13 protein-coding genes are annotated in these 19,843 nt (G+C 72.9%); 8 read left to right on the forward strand and 5 right to left on the reverse strand.

Features of this window, described 5'->3' with window-relative positions:
- Positions 1–21 precede the first annotated feature (21 nt).
- Positions 22–1,230 (reverse strand): type 2 periplasmic-binding domain-containing protein, encoded by a 1,209-nt coding sequence (locus tag EFE23_RS05210; RefSeq protein WP_148058413.1) that lies wholly within the window; start codon positions 1,228–1,230, stop codon positions 22–24.
- 209 nt (positions 1,231–1,439) lie between these two features.
- Between EFE23_RS05210 and EFE23_RS05215 the strand changes: the two genes are divergently transcribed.
- The 5 genes from EFE23_RS05215 to EFE23_RS05235 all read left to right on the forward strand — a co-directional run bounded on the left by EFE23_RS05215 (position 1,440) and on the right by EFE23_RS05235 (position 5,076).
- Complete coding sequence (locus EFE23_RS05215) at positions 1,440–1,694, forward strand: DUF1223 domain-containing protein (RefSeq protein ID WP_158675834.1); 255 nt, start codon at positions 1,440–1,442, stop codon at positions 1,692–1,694.
- Entirely contained in the window at positions 1,691–2,578 is an 888-nt protein-coding gene (locus tag EFE23_RS05220) for a thioredoxin family protein (protein ID WP_123239738.1), read from the forward strand. The genes EFE23_RS05215 and EFE23_RS05220 overlap by 4 nt, the downstream gene beginning before the upstream one ends.
- A 30-nt stretch (positions 2,579–2,608) precedes the next feature.
- Entirely contained in the window at positions 2,609–3,127 is a 519-nt protein-coding gene (gene msrA / locus EFE23_RS05225) for a peptide-methionine (S)-S-oxide reductase MsrA (RefSeq protein ID WP_123239739.1), read from the forward strand.
- Positions 3,128–3,177: 50 nt separating this feature from the next.
- Positions 3,178–3,636, forward strand: a complete 459-nt coding sequence (locus tag EFE23_RS05230) for an epoxide hydrolase N-terminal domain-containing protein (RefSeq protein ID WP_233600875.1) — start codon at positions 3,178–3,180, stop codon at positions 3,634–3,636.
- Positions 3,637–3,912: 276 nt separating this feature from the next.
- A complete protein-coding gene (locus tag EFE23_RS05235; protein ID WP_123239740.1) occupies positions 3,913–5,076 on the forward strand; it encodes a low temperature requirement protein A in 1,164 nt (387 codons plus the stop codon).
- A 142-nt stretch (positions 5,077–5,218) separates the two neighbouring features.
- On the opposite strand, the gene EFE23_RS05240 is transcribed toward EFE23_RS05235, so the two are convergent.
- On the reverse strand, positions 5,219–10,681 hold the full coding sequence (locus EFE23_RS05240; RefSeq protein ID WP_123239741.1) for an ATP-binding protein: 5,463 nt from the start codon (positions 10,679–10,681) through the stop codon (positions 5,219–5,221).
- 247 nt (positions 10,682–10,928) lie between these two features.
- Between EFE23_RS05240 and EFE23_RS05245 the strand changes: the two genes are divergently transcribed.
- The gene (locus EFE23_RS05245; RefSeq protein WP_123239742.1) at positions 10,929–12,566 is read left to right on the forward strand and encodes a glycoside hydrolase family 10-like protein; all 1,638 of its coding nucleotides are present in this window, start codon (positions 10,929–10,931) and stop codon (positions 12,564–12,566) included.
- A gap of 347 nt (positions 12,567–12,913) precedes the next feature.
- On the forward strand, positions 12,914–13,765 hold the full coding sequence (locus tag EFE23_RS05250; protein WP_233600876.1) for an ion transporter: 852 nt from the start codon (positions 12,914–12,916) through the stop codon (positions 13,763–13,765).
- Between the two features lie 18 nt (positions 13,766–13,783).
- Here the strand turns inward: EFE23_RS05250 and EFE23_RS05255 are convergent, their stop codons facing one another.
- Complete coding sequence (locus EFE23_RS05255; RefSeq protein ID WP_309226196.1) at positions 13,784–14,848, reverse strand: glycosyltransferase family 2 protein; 1,065 nt, start codon at positions 14,846–14,848, stop codon at positions 13,784–13,786.
- Between the two features lie 60 nt (positions 14,849–14,908).
- Positions 14,909–16,693 (reverse strand): hypothetical protein, encoded by a 1,785-nt coding sequence (locus tag EFE23_RS05260; RefSeq protein WP_309226197.1) that lies wholly within the window; start codon positions 16,691–16,693, stop codon positions 14,909–14,911.
- A gap of 235 nt (positions 16,694–16,928) precedes the next feature.
- Between EFE23_RS05260 and EFE23_RS05265 the strand changes: the two genes are divergently transcribed.
- Complete coding sequence (locus EFE23_RS05265; protein ID WP_233600877.1) at positions 16,929–17,915, forward strand: DUF2804 domain-containing protein; 987 nt, start codon at positions 16,929–16,931, stop codon at positions 17,913–17,915.
- A 190-nt stretch (positions 17,916–18,105) separates the two neighbouring features.
- Here the strand turns inward: EFE23_RS05265 and EFE23_RS05270 are convergent, their stop codons facing one another.
- Entirely contained in the window at positions 18,106–19,449 is a 1,344-nt protein-coding gene (locus EFE23_RS05270; protein WP_123239764.1) for a glycoside hydrolase family 18 protein, read from the reverse strand.
- Positions 19,450–19,843 lie beyond the last annotated feature (394 nt).

The raw sequence follows: 19,843 nt of genomic DNA on the forward strand, positions 1-19,843 counted from the left end.
GCCGCTGTCCGTGCGCGCCGGTCATCGCGTGCCCGGATCGAGGGTGCTCTTGATCTCATCGGTGAACGCGCTCGTCAGCCGGCCGTTCGGCTGGCCGAGGAACGGCAGGACGTGCCGGCGGACCGCGGCGGCGAAGTCCCGGTAGTGCCGGTGCGTCGGCCGGGGAATCGCCTGTTCCAGGGCGCTCTTGACCGCCTCCAGGTAGGGCATCGCCTGCAACAGCGAGGGGTCGTCGTAGACGTGGGTGAGCGCGGGGGCCAGGCCGTGGGCGGCGGCCACCCGCTGCGCCGCCGCGCTGGTCGCGAACTCGATGAAGCGGAGGGACGCGTCGACGTTGGCGGCGTTGGCCACCAGGGCCAGGCTCTGGCCGCCGAGGATGCCGGACGGCAGCGGCAGGAGGGCGACCTGGCTGCGCAGCCCTCGGTACCGGGCGGGCCAGTTGCGCATGTGCGTGAGGCCGGCCTCGAACAGGTCGCGGGTCTCCTCCTCGTTGCGGGCGCGCACCACGTCGTTGTGCTGGATCGCGGTCCGCAGCGGGGACAGCGCGTCCTGCCACCGGACCAGGTCCTCCGCGACCCGGCCGTCCCGGTCGAGGATGCCCGGGTCGACCGACAGCGCGTGCTCCAGGACGTTGACGACGAACGGCTCGGTGTCGTTCTCCGTATCCGGCAGGAGTTGCCCGACGAACCGGGCGACGCCCCGGGTGTCCCGGCGGATCACCTGGGGCAGGAGCGGCTGCCGGGTGTCCAGGCCCGTTGTCACGCGACTGAACAGCATGCCGACGTCGCTGTTGAACGGCACCGCCCAGTACCGGCCGGAACCGGCGGCCACCCGGTGCGCCCGCTCCACCGCCGGGAAATACGTCCGCGTGGGCAGCGATATCTCCTTGATGTAGCCCTCTTTCGCGAACTCCCGGACGTCGACGATGTCGAGATTGACGATGTCGACCGCACCGTTCTTGATTCTCTCGACCATGCTGTCCCGCTCGGCGCGCGAGCCGCCCGGCACCTCGTCCAACTCCACCTTCGCGTCGGGGTTGGCCTCGTTCCACATCCCGATGACAGCGGCCCGCGCTCCGGTGAGGTCGGTGCCGGTGCAGAGCCGGGGTCGACCGCTGAGGGAGTCCGACCGGGTGCGGCCACCAGGTAGCAGGAAGGTGGCTCCGGCGGACACCAGACCGGTGCTCACCACTCCGGCGAGGAAGGAGCGGCGAGAATACTGCGTGGCCAATCTGCACCAGCTCCTCGAACGGAATTCAGCGCACGTTCAAGATTAGATGCATTGTCAAGCGACTATGCAATTCCGGTCGAGCGGGAATACCGGCGCAGGTGTTCGAGCGGCGCACGGCCGCGGCCCGACACGGGTCCCGGCCGTCAGGCATGGGAGCCCGCGGAACGGGAAGCCCAAGGCCTCAGCGGGACCACGCGAGGAGACGCGCCATGACGGACACCTCGCGCACCGGGTCGAACAGCGCCCAGGACGCGGCCGGCGGCGACTACTGGGACCACCTGGGCTGGGCCGACCCGTTTGGCGCCGAGGCGAACACCCGCCGGCAGGAGGAGCATGTTCGCGCCCTCCGGTCCGCCGGGCTGTACCCGCCGCAGATGATCGTCAACCGCACCGTCGAGTTCGTCGGCTCCGACCGGCAGCCGGCGCCGATGGCGACCGCCGGCCTGCCCGGAGGACGGACATGATCGCCCGGCTCCCTCCCCTCACCGTGCGGCGGTGGGTGAACTCGCCACCGCTGACCCCCGACGACCTGCGCGGCCGGGTGGTGCTGATCGACGTCTGGGAGTACACCTGCGTCAACTGGATCCGCACGGCGCCCTTCGTCAAGGCGTGGCACCGCGACTACGCCGACCTGGGTCTGACCGTCATCGGCGTGCACGCCCCGGAGTTCCAGTTCGGCCGGCAACCCGGCAACGTCGACCAGGCGGTCCGCGACCACCGGCTCACGTACCCCGTCGCGCTCGACGACGACTTCACCTTCTGGCGGGCGCTCGGCAACGCCGCGTGGCCCGCGAAGTACCTTTTCAACGCGGACGGCAGGTTCGTCGAGCGGTGGATCGGCGAGGGCGACTACGACCGGGTGGAGTCGGAGATCCGTCGCCTGCTCGAGATCAGGGCGCCCGGCACCCGGCTCCCGCCGGTGAGCGCCGAGGTGACGGCCTTCGCCGGGACCGGGGAACCCTCCTACCTCGGTATCACCCCGGAGACCTACCTCGGTGCCGAGCGGGCCGAGCCCGGGACCTACGCCCTGACCGGCGACTGGCGCAGGAGCGGGGAGTACGTCGAGGTTTCCCAGGGCGGCGGGGAACTCGTCCTGCCGTTCAACGCCGGCGAGGTGAACCTCGTCGTCGATCCGGGACCGGCCGGTCCGGCGGCGATCCGGGTGCTGCTCGACGGGAACGCGGTCGACGGCGAGCGCGGCGGTGATGTCGGCCCGGACGCGGTCGCGCGAATCGACCGCCCCCGCATGGTCCGGCTCGTCGCCGGCGCGTCCCGCACCGACCACGAGCTCACCCTCGTCGTCGACCAGCCCGGCTTCCGGGCCTACGTGTTCACCTTCGGCCCATAGCGGTGCCCTGATGAACGGGAAAGGGGAGTGATGAACGGCAGGACGGAGAAGGCGATCCTGGCCGGCGGCTGCTTCTGGGGAATGGAGGATCTCATCCGGAAGCGCCCTGGTGTGGTCGACACCAGGGTCGGTTACACCGGCGGTGACGTGCCGAACGCGACGTACCGCCACCATGGCTCGCACGCCGAGGCCGTCGAGATCACCTTCGACCCCGAGCAGCTGTCCTACCGGGACCTGCTGGAGTTCTTCTTCCAGGCCCACGATCCGACGACCAGGAACCGGCAGGGCAACGACGTGGGCACCAGCTACCGGTCCGCCATCTTCTACTGCGACGACCGGCAGCGGCAGATTGCCGAGGACACCATCGCCGACGTCGACGCCTCCGGCCTCTGGCCCGGCAAGGTGGTCACCGAGGTGAGCCCCGCCGGCCCCTTCTGGGAGGCGGAGCCGGAGCACCAGGACTACCTGGAGCGGAATCCCGGCGGCTACACCTGCCACTTCGTCCGCCCGGACTGGAAGCTGCCCCGCCGGGGGGAGAGGGCAGCCTAGCGCCGAGCCCGGCCCTGCCAGACCAATCCCGCAAGGAAAGGAAGGCCACCGTGGCCGTCAGAGCCCAGACGATGACCCGCCCGACCGGCGACATCCGGCCGTTCACGATCGAGATCCCCGACGCGGACCTCGAGGCGCTGCGCAGGCGCATCGCGGCCACCCGCTGGCCGGACCAGGAAACCGTCGACGACCAGTCGCAGGGCGTGCCGCTGGCGACGAGCCAGGCGCTCGCGCGCTACTGGGAGCAGGAATACGACTGGCGCAAGGTCGAGGCGAGGCTGAACAGCCTCACCCGGGACGACCTGCTGGACAACATCACGCTCTACTGGCTGACGAACACCGGAGTGTCCTCCGCCCGCCTCTACGCGGAGAGCAAGCTCTCCTTCTTCGCCGCCAAGGGGGTCAAGATCCCCGCCGCCGTGAGCGTCTTCCCCGACGAGCTCTACCAGGCGCCCAAAGAGCTGGGCGGAGCAGGCGTATCCCCAGCTCGTCCACTACCACCGGCTTGACCGGGGCGGGCACTTCGCGGCCTGGGAACAGCCGGAGCTCTTCTGCGAGGAGATGCGAGCCGCCTTCCGGTCGCTGCATTAGGTCGGGCCGACCACGGATCGCGGGGGCGGGCCGGTAACCGGTCCGGTCCGCCCTTCGGCGTACCGGTTCACTCGTCGCTCTCCCCTGACCCCGAGGAGCACGTTGATGACCAGCGCCGGACGACGGCGGACAGCCGCGCACGCCGCCGTGTTCCCGCCCGCCCCGGTCGGGGCCTCCGGCGACCGGCCGGACCGATGAGCGGCGGGCCGGCTGACCTGCTGCGCAGACCGGACGAGGCGCAGCAGGCGACGTTCCTGGAACTCTTCTTCGACCTGGTGTTCGTGCTGACGCTCACCCAGCTCTCCCGCACGCTGACCCAACATCTCACCTGGAGCGGCGCCGGTCAGGGGCTGCTGCTGCTCCTCGCCCTCTGGTGGGTCTGGACCAACACGGCCTGGACCACGGACCTGTACGACCCGCTGCATCCGGCCATCCAACTGCTGGTCATCGCCACCATGCTGGGCACCTTCCTGATGGCGGCCGTGTTGCCCGAGGCGTTCGGGAAGCGGAGCATGGTCTTCGCGGGGCTCTACGTCGCCATCAACGTCGGCCGGCATCTGTACTTCCTGTTCGCCCTGCGGGCCCACCCGTTGCGCCGCAGGACCCTCCGGCTGCTGGTCTGGTTCGGCCTGTCCGCCCTGCCGTGGCTGACCGGGGCGTTGGCGCCGGGGGCGGCGCGAGCGGCGCTCTGGACGGTGGCGCTGGGCATCGACTATCTCGCCGGCGCGGCCCGCTACCCCGTGCCCGGGATGGGTCGCGCTCCCGCCCGGGAATGGCCGATCGTCGCCGAGCACCTGGCCGAGCGGTACCGGCAGATGTTCATCATCGCCCTCGGTGAGCTGGTCCTCGTCGCCGGTCTGACGTTGAATCGGAGCGGCCTCACCCTCGACCGGACGGCGGCGGCGGTGATCTCGTTCGCCACCACCGCGCTGTTCTGGCGGATCTACATCCACCGCGCCGGGGAACTGCTGCCCGCCGTCATCGGCATGGGGGCCGATCCGGACCGCCTCGCCCGCTGGGCGCTGTTCGCGCACCTGCCCATGGTCGCCGGCGTGGTGGTCACCGCCGTCGGCGTGGAGTCCGTCGTCGCCCATCCACTCGGGCACACCGGACCCGCCTGGGTCACCGTCGTCTACGGCGGTCCCTGCCTGTTCCTGGCGGGGCTGATCTTCCTCGGGCACGAGGTTCTCGGGCGCGTCCCGCGCGACCGGCTGGTCGGCCTGCTCCTCATGGCCGCCCTGGCGCCGGTCGCGCTCCTGCTGCCACCGCTGCCTGCGGCCCTCGCCGCCGCCGCGGTCCTGGCCGGCACCGCCCTCGCCGACGCCCGCTCGGTCGAGCGACCCGAAACGCGACACTGATCCCGCCCGACGGACCATGCGCGGCCCACCGGGGGTCGCGGGACGGTGGCCGCCCGCCTCCGCCCTGGCCGGTGCGGAGGGCGAACGTCGGCAGCCCGATCGCCGCGGCCGGCCGGCCGCGGCGATCGGGGTGAGCGGCTGATCAGCGCAGCCGCGCCTCGATGGCCTCGATGATCCGCGGCCGTAGCTCGGCGGCCCGGACGACCGCGTCGACGGAACCGACCTCGACCGCCCGCTGGATGCTGTGCACCCGGTCGAACTCGGCGGCCACCTCGCCGAGCTTCTCCGCCCGCACCGACGCCCGCAGCTCGTCCAGCTCGGCGGTCAGCGCCGCCCGGTCCGCGCCGGCGGCCGCCGCGACCCGGGCCTGCAGTTCCTGCACCCGCGGGTCCGCCGCGGTGCGGGCGTTCACATCGCCGGCGAAGACCACCGCGGCGGCCGGCGCGCCGCCGAGCACCGAGGCGAACGACCCCTCCAGCGCCAACACCGTCATGTTCGGGTTCAGCGCCTTGGAGAACACCACGAACGCGCCGCCGTGGTACCGCGAGATCACGCAGAACACGATCGGCCCGCGGAAGTTCACGATCGCCCGGCCGATCTCCGCGCCGTACTCGAGTTGCAGCTTGCGCATCGACTCCGGCGAGCCGTCGAAGCCGGACAGGTTCGCCAGCACGACGAGGGGCCGGTTGCCGCTGGCCGCGTTGATCGCCCGCGCCGCCTTCTTCGAGGACCGGGGGAACAGCGTGCCCGCGGTGTAGGTGTCCGGGCCGTCGGTGGGCGGGAAGCCCCGGCGCGGCACCGACCGGGACTCGATGCCCAGCAGGCACACCGGGATGCCGCCCAGGTGCACGTCCTGCACCACCGCGGTCTCCGCGTCCGCCATGCCCGCCCAGCGCTCCAGCACCGGGTGGTCCTGGTCGGACAGGGCGCGCATCACCGTACGGATGTCGAACGGCTTTTTGCGGTCCGGGTTCGCCTGCGCCGAGAAGATCTCCCCGACGGTGCTGAAGTCGCTGCCGGGCACCGCGTGCGGGAAGTCGGTGATGTCCCGGTCGACCGGGTCGGTGGTGGCCGCCCGCCGCGGCGCGTCCTCCCCCGGCGCCACGTACGTGTGGTCGTAGTGCGCCATCAGCACGTCCCGCGCGGCCGGCAGGTCCGGCGCCCAGTACTGCGCCTGCCCGTTGGGGCCCATCACCCGGTCGTAGCCGCCGATGCCGAAGTTGTCCTCGGCGGACACGCCGCCGGAGAAGTCCAGCGACTGCTTGCCGGTGAGCACCATCGCCGAGTCCGGCGTCATCACCAGGATGCCCTTGGTGTGCATGAGCATCGTCGCCTCGGCGTTCCAGTACGGCTGTGCGCCGACGGTGATGCCCGCGACCACGATGTTGATCTCGCCGCCGGCCTGGGTGAACTCGACGATCCGCTTGAGCGCCGCGGCCACCCAGTCCATGTTCTCCGTGCCGGAGGTCATGGAGATCCGGGCGCCGGCGGACAGCGCGTACCACTCCAGCGGCACCCCCATCCGCTCGGCCAGGTCCAGCGCGGCGATCACCCGCCGGCACTCCGGCTCGGACAGGGCACCCAGCGACTTGGTCGGGTCGCCGAGCAGCACCACCCGGGTGACGCCCTGCGGGTGCCGCTCGGTCGGCGTGCTGACCACGCCGGCCACGATCGCCGCGGTGTTGTGCCCCTTTGGCCGCTCGACCGGGACCAGCTCGTGCTTCTCGTCGAGGTCGTGCTCGACGAAGTCACCGAGCAGCCCGGTCAGCTCGTACGGGTACACGGTGTTGCGGCTGCTCGCCCGTAGCACCTTCAGCCGGTAGTCGTCCAGCGGCTCGACCGGGGCGTCCGACGGTTCCCCGACGGTCAGCGTCGCCCGGCCGGTGACGTCAAACGAGATCCGTACCGCGATCTTGGTCAGCGCGCCGGTCCGCCGGTCCCGTTGCCGGCCGATGAGCAGGATCTCCTCCAGCCCCGCGCCGACCGTCGTCGGGCGGATCCGCCCGGCGATCACCTCCATCTCCGCGCGGGTCAGTTCGCTCGGCGGCCAGACGTAGATGACGATCCGGTTGGTCTGGAAGCGGCTCTTCGACGGGCGCTGGGCCTGCGCGCGGCGGATCGAGTCCAGGCAGGCGGCGACCGCGTCCTCGGTCGTCGGCAGGGCGACCAGCCGCCCGTCCTGCTCGCGCAGCTCGGTCAGGTCACGCACCTGCGCGAAGGCGATGAGCCGCTGGTCGGACGGGTTCTCCCGGGCCACCCCCTGGAAGAGGTACACCTCCTCGTCCGCCGAGGGTAGGCGGGTCAGGTCGAACTTGCGCAGCCGCTCCAGCTGCATCCGCTGCGCGATGTACGGGTGCAGGCCCCGGATCAGCCGGTCCTCGACCATCCCCGTCCCGGACGGGCGGAACGTGAAGTGGTGGTGCATCACCGCCCCGCCGCGACCCGCCACCGTGGTGGTGAGCCGACGGACCTGCGGCGGCAGCGGGTGCCCGTCGATGACCTCCTGCAACGCGGCCACCATCGCGTCGAAGTCCGCCGGCTGGTTCTCCCACGCCAGGTAGATGTCGGCGACGACCGTGCCCTCGCCGGCGGCCAGCTCGGCCAGCCGCCGCAACGCCTCGCCCAGCGACTCGAAGCGCACCGCGGCGGAGACCACACTCGACTCGGCCCGCTCGGCGACCACGAACGCGCAATCCGCGACCTGCGCGGTGCGTACCCGGGTGAGCGCCTTGTTGCCGTAGTAGCGCCGGGTCAGCACCTCCAGCATGACCGTGTTGTCGAGGTGGTCGCGGACGAGCCGCTGGCCGAGCAGCCGCACCAGCGGTTCGGTGCTGCGGACCATCTCGGCGACGCGCTCGTCGCGGTCCGGCGCGTCCGGGTGCGCGTCCAGGTGGCGCAGGTGCTTGCGGACCTGGGCGTAGACCCGGGCGCGGTTGCGGCGCAGCAGCGGCTGGGCGAACCAGGCGAAGACCACGCCGCGGGCGAGGTCGGCGACCACGGGGAAGCGTACCTGGGTGGCGGCGATCAGCCGCTCCAGGGCGAGGCCGGCGGGCTCGCGCAGCGTGTCGTCCGGTGCCGGCTCCCGCAGCCACACCCGCAGCAGCGCCGCGACGACCGCCGCGTCGGCGGACGCCCGCTGCTGGGCCAGGAAGATCCGGAACACGGCGGCTTCCAGCTCGGGGGAGCGCTCCAGGTCGGTGACCCCGTAGTGGCCGAGCGCCTTGGCGAGCCGCGCCTGGAACGCGGCCGGCAGGCCGGCCCGCTCGACGTCGAGGCTCTGCAGGTAGGTGTGGAAGTGCTCGCGGGCGGTGTGGATGTGGCCGGGGCCGCCGTCCTCGCCCGAGGGCCGGTTGCGGCTCAGCTCGGCGAGGTCGGCGAACACGTCGAGCAGGTCGAGTTCCTCGGCCAGCGGCCGGTGGCCCGCCTCGACCGCCGCGCGGCGGGCGGCGAGGTAGCCGTCGAGCACCCGACGCTCGTCGTGCGGGTCGACGTCGAAGCCGAGCAGCAGGCCGCACAGGTCCTCCCGACCCCGCCGGGCGCGGGCGCGCGCCGGCAGCTCCGCGGCCGGGGTGGGCAGGTCCACCTCGACGGACCCACCGGTCGGGTCGGCCGCGGTCTCGGCGGCCTCGTCGGCGATCGGTTCCAGCCGCAGCAGCGGCGCCCCGGCCTCCACCTGGCTGCCGACCGACACCGAGCATTCCTTCAACCGGGCCTTGAACGGTGCCCGCAGCACCGTCTCCATCTTCATGGCCTCCAGCACCAGGACCGGCGCGCCCGCCTCGACCTCGGCGCCGACCGCCAGCGGCGTGGCCACGACCAGCGCGGGCATGGGGGAACGGAGGACGCCGCCCTCGTCCCGGCTGACCCGGTGCGTCACGCCGTCGACCTCGACCAGGTGCACCGCGCCGTGCGTCCCGGTGAGCAGGCGGTGCCGGGCGCCGTTGACCACGATCTGCCCGGTGTGCCGGTCGAAGCGGTCCAGCTCGACGTCGGCGGTGCGGACGTCGCCGCCCGCCTCGATGCCGACCCGGAACCGGTGCGCGCCGACCCGCGCCACGCGCAGGCGGTAACCGACGCCCCGCAGCTTGAGGTCCAGCGGCCCGCCACTCTTGTGCTGCACCTGCGGGCGCCCGCCGGCCGCCGTCGACAGCAGCCGCTGCCGCTCGACGCGCTCCTCCTCCTCGTACGCCTCGATCGCGGCGGCCGCGAGCGCGACGCCGGAGTGCCGGTGCGCGACCAGCCGCCCCTCGCCGCGGACCCGGTCGATCCAGCCGGTGTCCGCGCTGGCGTCGATCACCTCGGGCTGGTCGAGCAGGTCCAGCACGAAGCTCTTGTTCGTCGCGCCGCCCTCGATGACCACCGTGGTGTTCGCCATCGCGCGGCGCAGCCGGCCGAGCGCCTCGTCGCGGTCGGCGCCGTAGGCGATGATCTTCGCGATCATCGAGTCGAAGTCGGCGGGGATGGTGTCGCCCTCGCTGACGCCGGTGTCCACCCGGATGCCCGGCCCGGAGGGCAGGACCAGCCGCGCGATCCGGCCGGGGGAGGGCGCGAAGTCGCGGTCGGGGTCCTCGGCGTTCAGCCGGGCCTCGATGGCGTGCCCGCGCTCCACCGGCGGCCGACCCTCGAGCCGGCCGCCGGAGGCGACGTGCAGCTGCGCCTTGACCAGGTCGAACCCGGTGGTCGACTCGGTGATCGGGTGCTCGACCTGCAGGCGGGTGTTGACCTCGAGGAACGCGAACAGCCGGTCACCCGGGTGGTAGAGGAACTCGACTGTCGCCGCGCCCCGGTAGCCGACCGCGACGGCGAGCCGCTCGGCCGACGTCTTCAGCTCGGCGGCCTGCTCCGGGCTGAGCACCGGCGACGCCGACTCCTCGATGATCTTCTGGTTGCGCCGCTGCACCGAGCAGTCGCGGACACCGAGCGCCCACGCGGTGCCCTGGCCGTCGGCGATCACCTGCACCTCGACGTGCCGCGCGCCGGTGACCAGGCGCTCCAGGAACACCACGCCGCTGCCGAACGCCCGCGCCGCCTCCTGGCTGGTGCGCTCGTACGCGTCGGCGAGCTCGCTCTCGGTCGTGATCACGCGGATGCCGCGCCCACCGCCACCGGCGGTCGCCTTGAGCATCAGCGGGTAGCCGATCTCGGCCGCCGCCGCCAGGGCGGCGTCGAGGGTCTCCACCGCGCCCCGGCTCCACGGCGCGACCGGCACGCCGACCTCCTCGGCGATCAGCTTCGCGCCGATCTTGTCGCCGAGCTTGCGCATGGCGTCCGCGCTCGGCCCGACGAAGGTGACGCCGACCTTCTCGCACAGCTCCGCGAAGGCCGGGTCCTCGGCGACGAAGCCCCAGCCGACCCACGCGGCGTCGGCCCCGGTCGCCACCAGCGCGCGCTCCAGCACCGCCAGGTCGAGGTACGGGCGGGCGGAGGCGGGCCCCAGGTCGTACGCGATGTCGGCCTCACGCACGAAGGTGGCCGTGCGATCGACGTCGGTGTACAGGGCGACGGTCTCGATCCGGGCGCCGGTCTCCGCGGCCAACTCCCGGACGGCGTGGATGAGCCGCATCGCGGCCTCTCCACGGTTGACGATGGCGATACGGCGGAACACCCGACCGACCCCTCCGGTAGACAGCTAGGTACGCGCCGCGAGTCCGCGAACCCCGGCAGTGATCACCTTTCCGCGTGCCGGCGGGCAGCGCCATGTCGTAACCACCGAACCGGAGAGGGCGGCAGTTGTAGGAACCCCACAAAACTTTTTGGCTGCCCCGCCGCTGTCCGGGAGCGGACGGATGGCGGTGCGGGCCGGTGCCCAAGCGCGAGGTGCATGTCGCGACCGGAGTGGGCAGACTGGGCCGATGCCCGCCACCCATCGCCGTCGCCGTACCCCGAAACTCGTCGCGGTGGTCGCCGCGTTCGCGATGGCGGTCGGGCTCGGCGGCTGGTCGCTGCGGGACCGGTTCGGCGCCGCCGGCGGGACGTCGGCGGCGGACGACTCCGCCGCCGTCAGCACGCCGCGCGGCGGCGGCCCGGCGGGCTGCGCCGGCCGGCCGGTCCAGGCGCCCCGCGAGCTGCGCGGTATGTGGATCACGACGGTCAACAACATCGACTGGCCGAGCCGGCCCGGGCTGCCCGCCGAGACGGTACGGGCGGAGTTCCGCGGCTGGCTGGACCTGGCGGTGCGGCGCAACCACAACGCGGTCTTCGTGCACGTGCGGCCCAGCGGGGACGCGCTCTGGCCGTCGGCGTACGCGCCGTGGTCCCAGTGGCTGACCGGCCGTCAGGACAGCCAGGACCCCGGCTGGGATCCGATGGCGTTCATGGTCGCCGAGGCGCACGCCCGCAACCTGGAGTTCCACGCCTGGTTCAACCCGTACCGGGGCGGGCAGCCGGCCACCGTCGGCGGACCCGGTCCCCGGCTGGACCGGCTCGCACCGAGCCATCCGCTGCGCCAGCACCCCGACTGGGTGGTCACCTACCCCAGCGCCGACCGGCCCGGCAGCCGCCTCTACTTCAACCCGGGCGTCCCCGCGGCGCGCCGGTTCGTCGAGGACTCGATGCTGGAGGCGGTCCAGCGGTACGACATCGACGGGGTGCACTTCGACGACTTCTTCTACCCGTACCCGGAGGCCGGGCAGGACTTCCCGGACGGCGCCGCGTTCGCCCGGTACGGCCGCGGGTTCACCGACAAGCGCGCCTGGCGGCGGGACAACGTGAACACGCTGGTGCGGGAGATGAGCGAGCGGATCAAGGCGATCAAGCCGTGGGTGAAGTTCGGCATCAGCCCGTTCGGCATCTGGCGCAACAAGGGCACCGACCCGGCCGGCTCGGCGACCGCGGGCCTGCAGAGCTACGACGACATCTACGCCGACACCCGGCTCTGGGTACGGCAGCAGTGGCTGGACTACGTCGTGCCGCAGCTCTACTGGACCATCGGGTTCGCCAAGGCCGACTACGCCCGGCTGCTGCCCTGGTGGGCGGCCACCGTGAAGGGCACCCGGGTGCAGCTCTACATCGGCCAGGCCGACTACCGGGTGGGGGAGCGCGGCGCCTGGCGTGACCCGGCCGAGCTGGACCGCCAGCTCGCGCTCAACCACCGGTACGGGGTCAGCGGGAGCGTGCACTTCAGCGCCCGGCAGGTGCGTGCCGACAAGCTCGGCGCGGTCAGCCGGTACAGCCGGGCGCACTACGCCGGTCCGGCGCTGCTGCCCCCGATGGCGCACCTGCCGGCCGCGCCGCCGGCCGCACCCACGCTCACCGGCGCGCGCCGCGACGACACCGGCGGTGTGGCGGTGAGCTGGCGCGGGGGCGGCGCGACCAGCTACGCGGTCTACCGGCTCGACGGCGAGGTCGCCCGGCTCGTCGGCACCACCCGCGCCACCGGCTGGGTGGATCGCGCCGCCCCGGCCGGCCGCCCGCTGTCCTACTGCGTGTCCGGACTGGATCGCAGCGGGAACGAGGGCGGGTTCAGCGCGCCGGCGTCCGTCGCCGGGTAGCGCCAGGCGCGCCGGTCGGGCCCGGGTCGCGGCCAGGGCCAGGGCGGCGACGGTGGGGCCCGCGGCCCTAGGCTGGGGCCCATGATCCATCCGCAGCCGCGGCCCGTCGCGCTCCCGGCAGGTCGGTCCTGCCGCGCGGGCGCCCCGAGCGGAACCGACCGCTGCGGGAGCCGACGACCGCCCCCGGCCGGCGCCGATGCCCGCTCCTCGTCGGCTCCGGCGCCGGACGGCCCCGGGGTGACGCGGTGAGCGTCCGGCCGGCGCCGCGTCAGCGAGGCGTCGCGCCCCCGTCCCCGTCGCGGGTGTCGGCGTGGTGCGCACGCCTCGAGCAGTCACGCGGATTCGAGGTGGCGATCGTCATCGTCGTCGGCCTGAACGCGGTCGTGCTCGGCATCGAGACGTACCCGCACCCGGGGTCGCTCGGCACACTGCTGCGGACCCTGGAGTGGTTCTTCCGCGCGGTGTTCGTCAGCGAGATCGCGATCCGGGTGCTGGCCCACGGCAACCGACCCCAGGACTTCTTCCGGCACGGCTGGAACGTCTTCGACTTCGTCGTGATCGCCGCCGCGTTCATCCCCGGCCTGCACGGTGAGTCGCCCGCCCTGCGGGTGATCCGCATCGCCCGGGTCGTCCGGCTGGTGCGCTTCTCGCCGGGCCTGCGCACCATCGTGGCGGCCCTGCTGCGCAGCCTGCCCGGCGTCGGCGGGTTCCTCGCGCTCGCCCTGGTGACGCTCTACGTGTACGGCATGGCGGGCTGGCTCATCTTCGGCGACTCGGATCCCGAGCGGTACGGCACCATCGGCCGCGCCGCCCTGACCCTGTTCGTGCTGCTGTCCCTGGAGAATCTGCCCGAACTGATCGAGCACGGCATGGCGCTGTCGCCGTGGACCCTCGTCTACTACGTCAGCTTCGTGCTCATCACCGCCAACCTGCTGGTGAACATCCTCATCGCGGTGATCGTCAACTCGATGGAGGAGGCCCGCCGGCTGGAGATGACCGAAGGGATGGCGGCGGACGAGGACGGCGACGGCGTACCGGACGACCTCGACCGGATCATCATCAGCCAGCGGCTGGACGACCTGCGGGCACTGGTGGCCGAGTTGGAGCGGGACCTGCGGGTGGACCGGGGAACGCCCGGCGGCCGTGGCGGCCTGCTCCGGTCAGGCGACGAACCGGGTCCGCCGTCGTCGGGCCGGTAGGAGGCCCGTGTCGTCCCCTCACCCCGGCCCCTGACCGGGCCGTCCGGATGCCGCCCGCCGCCGCTCCTGCTGCTCGCCGTCCCGCCGGGCGACGGATCGACCCGGCCGCTGCGCCGGAGGTCGGCCGACGGGGTGCTGCCCGGTCTCCGTGACCACGTGCTCCGTCTCCTGGACCAGGTAGTGCGGCCGGCGTTTGGTCTCGTAGTAGATCCGGCCGATGTACTCCCCGATCACGCCGAGGATCATCATCTGGATCCCGCCGAGACCGATCACGCTGACGATGATGGTGGTGTAGCCGGGAACGTCGATGCCCTTCTCGACCGCGTCGGCCACCACCCAGGCCATGTACCCGACCGCGATCAGGGTGAGGAACAGGCCGGCGTAGATGGCCAGGCGCAGCGGCCGGTTGTTGAACGACAGCAGACCGTCGAACGCGTAGTTGAACAGCTTGCCGAACGTCCACCGGCTCCGCCCGGCCTGGCGGGCCTCGTTGCGGTGCGCGACCACCACGGTCCGGAACCCGATCCAGGAGAACAACCCCTTGGAGAACCGGTTGTACTCCGGCATCGCCAGCACCGCGTCCACGGCGAGCCGGGACAGCAGCCGGAAGTCCCCCGCCCCGTCCTGCAGCCGTACGTCGATCCACCAGTTGACCAGCCGGTAGAAGGACCGCGAGGCGAGCATCCGCAGGAACCGGTCGCCGTGCCGGTCGCGGCGCGCGATCACCTGGTCGAAGCCCTGCCGGTACAGCGTCACCATCTCGGGCAGCAGCCGCGGCGGGTGCTGCAGGTCGGCGTCCATGATGACGACCGCGTCCCCGGTGGCGCGCTCGAGGCCGGCCAGCATGGCCGCCTCCTTGCCGAAGTTGCGGCTCAGCGCCGTGTAGCGCACGGACGGGTCGTCGCCGGCGAGCCGGCGCAGCGCCGCCAGGGTGCCGTCCTGGCTGCCGTCGTCGACGTACACCAGCTCGACCTCGACGTCGGGCAGTTCCGCGAGCGCCTCGGTCACCGCCGTGTGCAGGCGTTCCACGGACGCTTCCTCGTTGAAGCAGGGCACCACCACCGACAACCGCACCGTGGTCACTCCGTCCGGTCCGTACCCGACGATCCGCCCCGGGCGCCGCGCCGTGCGGCGCGCGCCCGGTCAGAGGCGGTAGACCAGCACACCATCGAGATCCTCCCGGGTGATGCCCAGCCCGTCGACCGGCCGGGCCGCGATGCCCTCCCACGGCGTCCCGGCGGCCCGGTCGGGCAGGGCCACCACCGACCGCACCCCGATGCCGCGCAGGTACGCGACGCTGCTCGCGTCGGGGAAGGACGCGGTCGCGACCCGGGTCTGCGCCTGGGTGACGGGCTCGAAGCCGGCCAGCCCGTTGGTCACCCGGGGGAACCCGTCGGTCGTCCACAGCATGTAGAGCAGGTCACCGGTGCCGCCCGCGGGCAGCACCAGGACGGGTTCGCCGGCGGTACGCAGCGCGGCCGGTGGCGGCGGCACCACCGGGTGCGGGGTGCGGTTGACCCCCTCCAGCCCGACCAGGGCCAGCGGCACCAGCAGGGCCACCGGCGCCAGGATCCGCGGCCAGCGCCGGGCCTCCGGTCGCCGCGCCGACTCGGCGAAGACCGTCACCAGCCCGGCCGCCAGCACCGCCAGCAACAGGCTGGTCCAGTGCATCATCCGCCCGGGCGTCCGCAGCGCGTCCCAGCCCGGCAGGTGCTTGGAGAGCGTCAGGTAGCCCGGGTCACCGTCCCCGCCGAGGGTGGCCCCCAGGCCGAGCAGGACCGTGCCGAGGACGCCGAGACCCAACGCGACCCGGTACCGGACCCGGTACACCGAGACGAACAGCCCCGCCACGCCCAACCCGATGAGCGTCATCCCGGGCAGCAACGCCATCTCGGGCGGCCAGGACAGCTGTTGGCGGGCCGCCGCGTGCGCGTCGCCCCACAACCACGAGTCGGCCGGGGCGGTGACGAAGCCCATCAGGGGCGGGGAGAACATCTCCGTCCAGTCCAGGGTCCGCCGGCCCTGCGGGTTGAGGTCGACGACCTTCAGGTAGACCAGCCCGAGCAGCAGCGTCACCGCACCGAAGGCGAGCCCACCGGCCAGGTCCGCGAGCAGTAACCGGCGGCCGAACGGGGGTCGCTCCCGGCGCCGCCACGACGACCAGCCGTATCCGGCGGCGGCCACCAGCACCGCGGCGAGCAGGAAGTAGACCAGCGGCAGCCCGATGCCGAAGCCCAGGCTGACCTGCCAGGCGGCGACCAGCCACCCGGCCAGCGCCCAGCCCGGCCGGCGGCGCTCCGGCCGGTACCCGTGCCGCAGGGACCAGCCGTGGCCGCGGGCCAGCATCGCCAGGCACAGCGCGATCCCGCCGCTGGACAGGATGTTCAGGTGGCCGGAATGGGCCAGCCGCCACGGCGAGTACGCCCACGCCACCCCGGCGACCGCGCCGCCCCACCGGCCCGCCCCGAGCTGCCGGCTCAGCGCGTACGCCCCGACGAACGCCAGCGCGTGCACCAGCACGTACGCGACGTTGTAGTGGATCAGGGCGGCTTCGAAGCCGGACCCGAGCATCCCCAGCGGGGCGTAGCCGAGCAGGGTGTCGCTGTACGCGTACGTGTACGTCTCGGGGTAGAACGTGTTCGAGTTCCAGAGGTTGGCCGGGTCGGTGAGCACCGCGTGCCCCGCCCAGGCGATCTGCCATGCCTGCAGCGTCGGGTCGCCGAGGTCGCCCGGAACGGTGCTGGCCGGGTGCCGCAGCGTCGGCCAGGTCAGCACGACCGCCAGCAGCAGCCCGCCGAGCGCCGCCAGCGTCCATTCGTGGCGCAGCCAGCGCCACCGGGTCCACCCGCGCCGTTCGGGAGCAGGGGGAATCTCGCTGGAGCCGGCGGTCTCGGTGGTCGGCCGGGCGTCGGTGGAGCCGGTGGTCATGCGGATAGATGCTTCCCGATCAGCCTGGCGTTGTCGATCAGCCGTCCGCACTGTGGGCCGCTGGCCGGACGTCGGGCACCCGGGGGCCCGGAGCCTACTATCGACGATTATAGATTGATAATGTTTGGAATCTAGACTTAATGTCGCGGGTGCGCGGCGGGCGGATGGCCCGGTGCGCGGCCTGTCCACCGCGGGCTCGGCGCCCGCGCGACCCTCAAGGAGCAACATGGCCGGCGTGGCCGTGACGCATGAGCGGGAGATCACCGAGCCGGTCGACCTGTGCCTGCCGGACGGCCGGCTGAACCCGGCCGCGGTCGGCTGGAGCCGCCGGCCGCTGCACCGCGCGAACCTGCCCGGTTGGGGGCGGGCCAAACGGTGGGAATACTGGGGCGTCGTCACGCCGACCCACGTCGTCGGGCTCGTCGCCTCCTCCCTGGACTACGCCGGCGTGCACAGCGTGTACGTCCTCGACCGCCGTACCCGGGTCGAGACCGGCACCGAGGTGGTGGTGCCGTTCGCCCGGGGGACCGTGCTGCCGCCGGCCAGCGGCGCCGGAACGGTGCACGCGGCCGGTCGTGGCCTGGCCATCGACATCGACCAGCGGCCGGACGCCAGCACCATCCGGGCGACCGCGCCCGACATCGAGGTGGACCTGGTCGCGCCGCTGCCGCCGGGCCACGAGTCGCTCGGCGTCGTGGTGCCCTGGAGCGGCCGCCGGTTCCAGTACACGGTCAAGGACGTCGGCCGGCCGGTACGCGGCACGCTGCGGGTCGCCGGCACCACGTACCCGATCAGCGACGAGGACTCCTTCGCGGTGCTCGACCACGGCCGGGGCAAGTGGCCGTACGCGGTCCGGTGGAACTGGGCGGCCGGCAGCGGCCCCGGCCGCGCGATCCAGCTCGGCGGGGCGTGGACCGACGGGACCGGCTCCACCGAGAACGCCCTCCTCGTCGGCGGGCGGCTGCACAAGATCGGCGCCGACCTGACCTGGCGGTACGACCGCGGCGACTGGCTGCGGCCGTGGCGGATCAGCGGCGACCGGGTCGACGTGGCGTTCCATCCGTTCCACGAGCGGGTCGCGCGCACCAACCTCGGCGTCCTGGCCGGGGAGACCCACCAGTGCTTCGGGCACTTCTCCGGCTGGGCGGCCACGGACGACGGCGAACGCGTCGACCTCGACGGGCTCGTCGGCTGGGCCGAGGAGGCACGGAACCGCTGGTAACGCCGGCCCGCCGGGGGCGTTCCCGAAGCGGCCCCACCCGAACCCGCCCCGCCGGCGAAGGTGCCGCTGTTTCCTGGACGCAGTGGTGTCCCCGACGGGGCGGCCACTCGATCCAGGATCGAGCGCGATCCTTCACCGGCCCGCCGACGTGGCGCGCTCGGCCCGGCCGCCCGCGGCGGTGGCGACGGGGCTACGGCGTCGCCAGGCCCTGGCTGATCGTTCTGGTCAACGTCGCGTTGTCGTCGTCACCGTCCAGCGACCAGACCATCGCCCCGGCCAGGCCGGCGCGGCGGATGTAGCGCGTCTTCTGCCACACCACCGCCGGATCGTCGTACGTCCAGAAGGTCGTGCCGTCGAAGAGCCACGCGTGCCCGGCGCGGAGGTCGCGGTGGACGGTGAAACCGTTGCCAACCAGCAGCTTCAGCCGCCGGTAGTCCTCGGACCCGGCCTCGAAGGTGGCCGGCGCGGGCCCGGCCGCGGGCTGGAACAGGCCGTCCCCGCCGCCGGTCACCCCGGTCCAGCCCCGGCCGTAGTACGGGATGCCGAGGACCAGCTTGCCCCGGGGCGCGCCGCGGGCGATCCAGCCGTCGACGGCCACCTCGGCGGAGAAGTCGGGATCGTCCGGCGCCCCGGCCGGCACCCGCAGCGCCGACTGCTGGTTGGTCACGCCGTCCCAGGAGCCGTGGAAGTCATACCCCTGCACGGTGGCGAAGTCCAGGTAGCGGAAGATCTTCCGGCCCTCGTACCCGGCGTCCATGGTGGCCGGGTTGGCCGGCAGGAAGGCGGTCAACGCGTAGTGCCTGCGGTTCTGGCGGCCGTACGCGTCGAGCTGCCGGCGGAACTCGGCGAGCAGCGCGGTGAAGTTCTCCCGGTCCTCCGGGCGGATCACGTTGCCCGGCTCGCCCGGCCAGTTCGGCCACTCCCAGTCCAGGTCGACGCCGTCGAAGACGCCGGCGGCGGCGCCCGGCCCGCCGCTGCCGCCGTCCAGCACCGGCAGGTTCCCGTTAAGGTAGAGGTCGATGCAGGAGGCGACGAACGCCTTGCGGGAGGCGTCGGTGCGGGCGGCGTTCGAGAGGTACGTCGACCAGCTCCAGCCGCCCAGCGAGATCAGCACGCGCAGGTCCGGATGGCGGGCCTTGAGCTTGGCCAGCTGGCCGAAGTTGCCGTTGAGCGGTTCACCCCAGGCGTCGGCGACGCCGTCGACGCTCTCCTCCGCCGGGACCGGCCGCTGGTAGTCGGCCCAGGCGTCGCCCTCGCCGGGCCCACCGTCCACGTAGCAGCGCCCGTCCTCGCTGATGTTGCCGAAGGCGTAGTTGACGTGGGTGAGGCGGGCGGCCGCCCCGGAGGTGTCGAGCTTCTTCACCGGGAAGGCCCGGCCGTAGATGCCCCACTGGGTGAAGTAGCCGACCCGGTGGTAGCCGGTGCGCCGGTTCGGGCCGCGGGTCGCGCTCGCGCCGGCCGGCGGGGCGGCGGTGACCAGCACGCTGGCCACGGCGGCGAGGGCGGTGAGACGGCGGCGGCGGAACGGTCGCATCGGCACTCCCATGAGGACGGAGCGAGATTAGTAAAGGAACCTTCCTGATCGATGAAGCTAGGCCGCCCGGCGCGCGCGGTCAAGAGGACTCCCGTCCGCGTGTGCCGCCGCCCCGGTACGCCCCGGAAGGGCTCCGAAACTTTCCACCTGATCGATGCCTCGGGCGGGTTGGCGGCTCGCCGTGCCCGGGGCGAGCCATGTCCTCGCGAATGCTGTTCTCCCAGTTGGAGGGCTTCTTCTGGCAGTGTCCATGAGGGGTGCTCGGCGCTGACCTCCCCGGAGCATTTCCGGAAGTCATTGACCAGCTCAGGTCGCCGCTCCGATACTTTCGCCATCGACGGCCCTCAACATCTGTCGATCCGGGTCGGCGCCGCGACCCGGCCGCCCCGGTCGC

This window comes from Micromonospora solifontis (assembly GCF_003725545.1).
GTDB lineage: Bacteria > Actinomycetota > Actinomycetes > Mycobacteriales > Micromonosporaceae > Micromonospora > Micromonospora solifontis.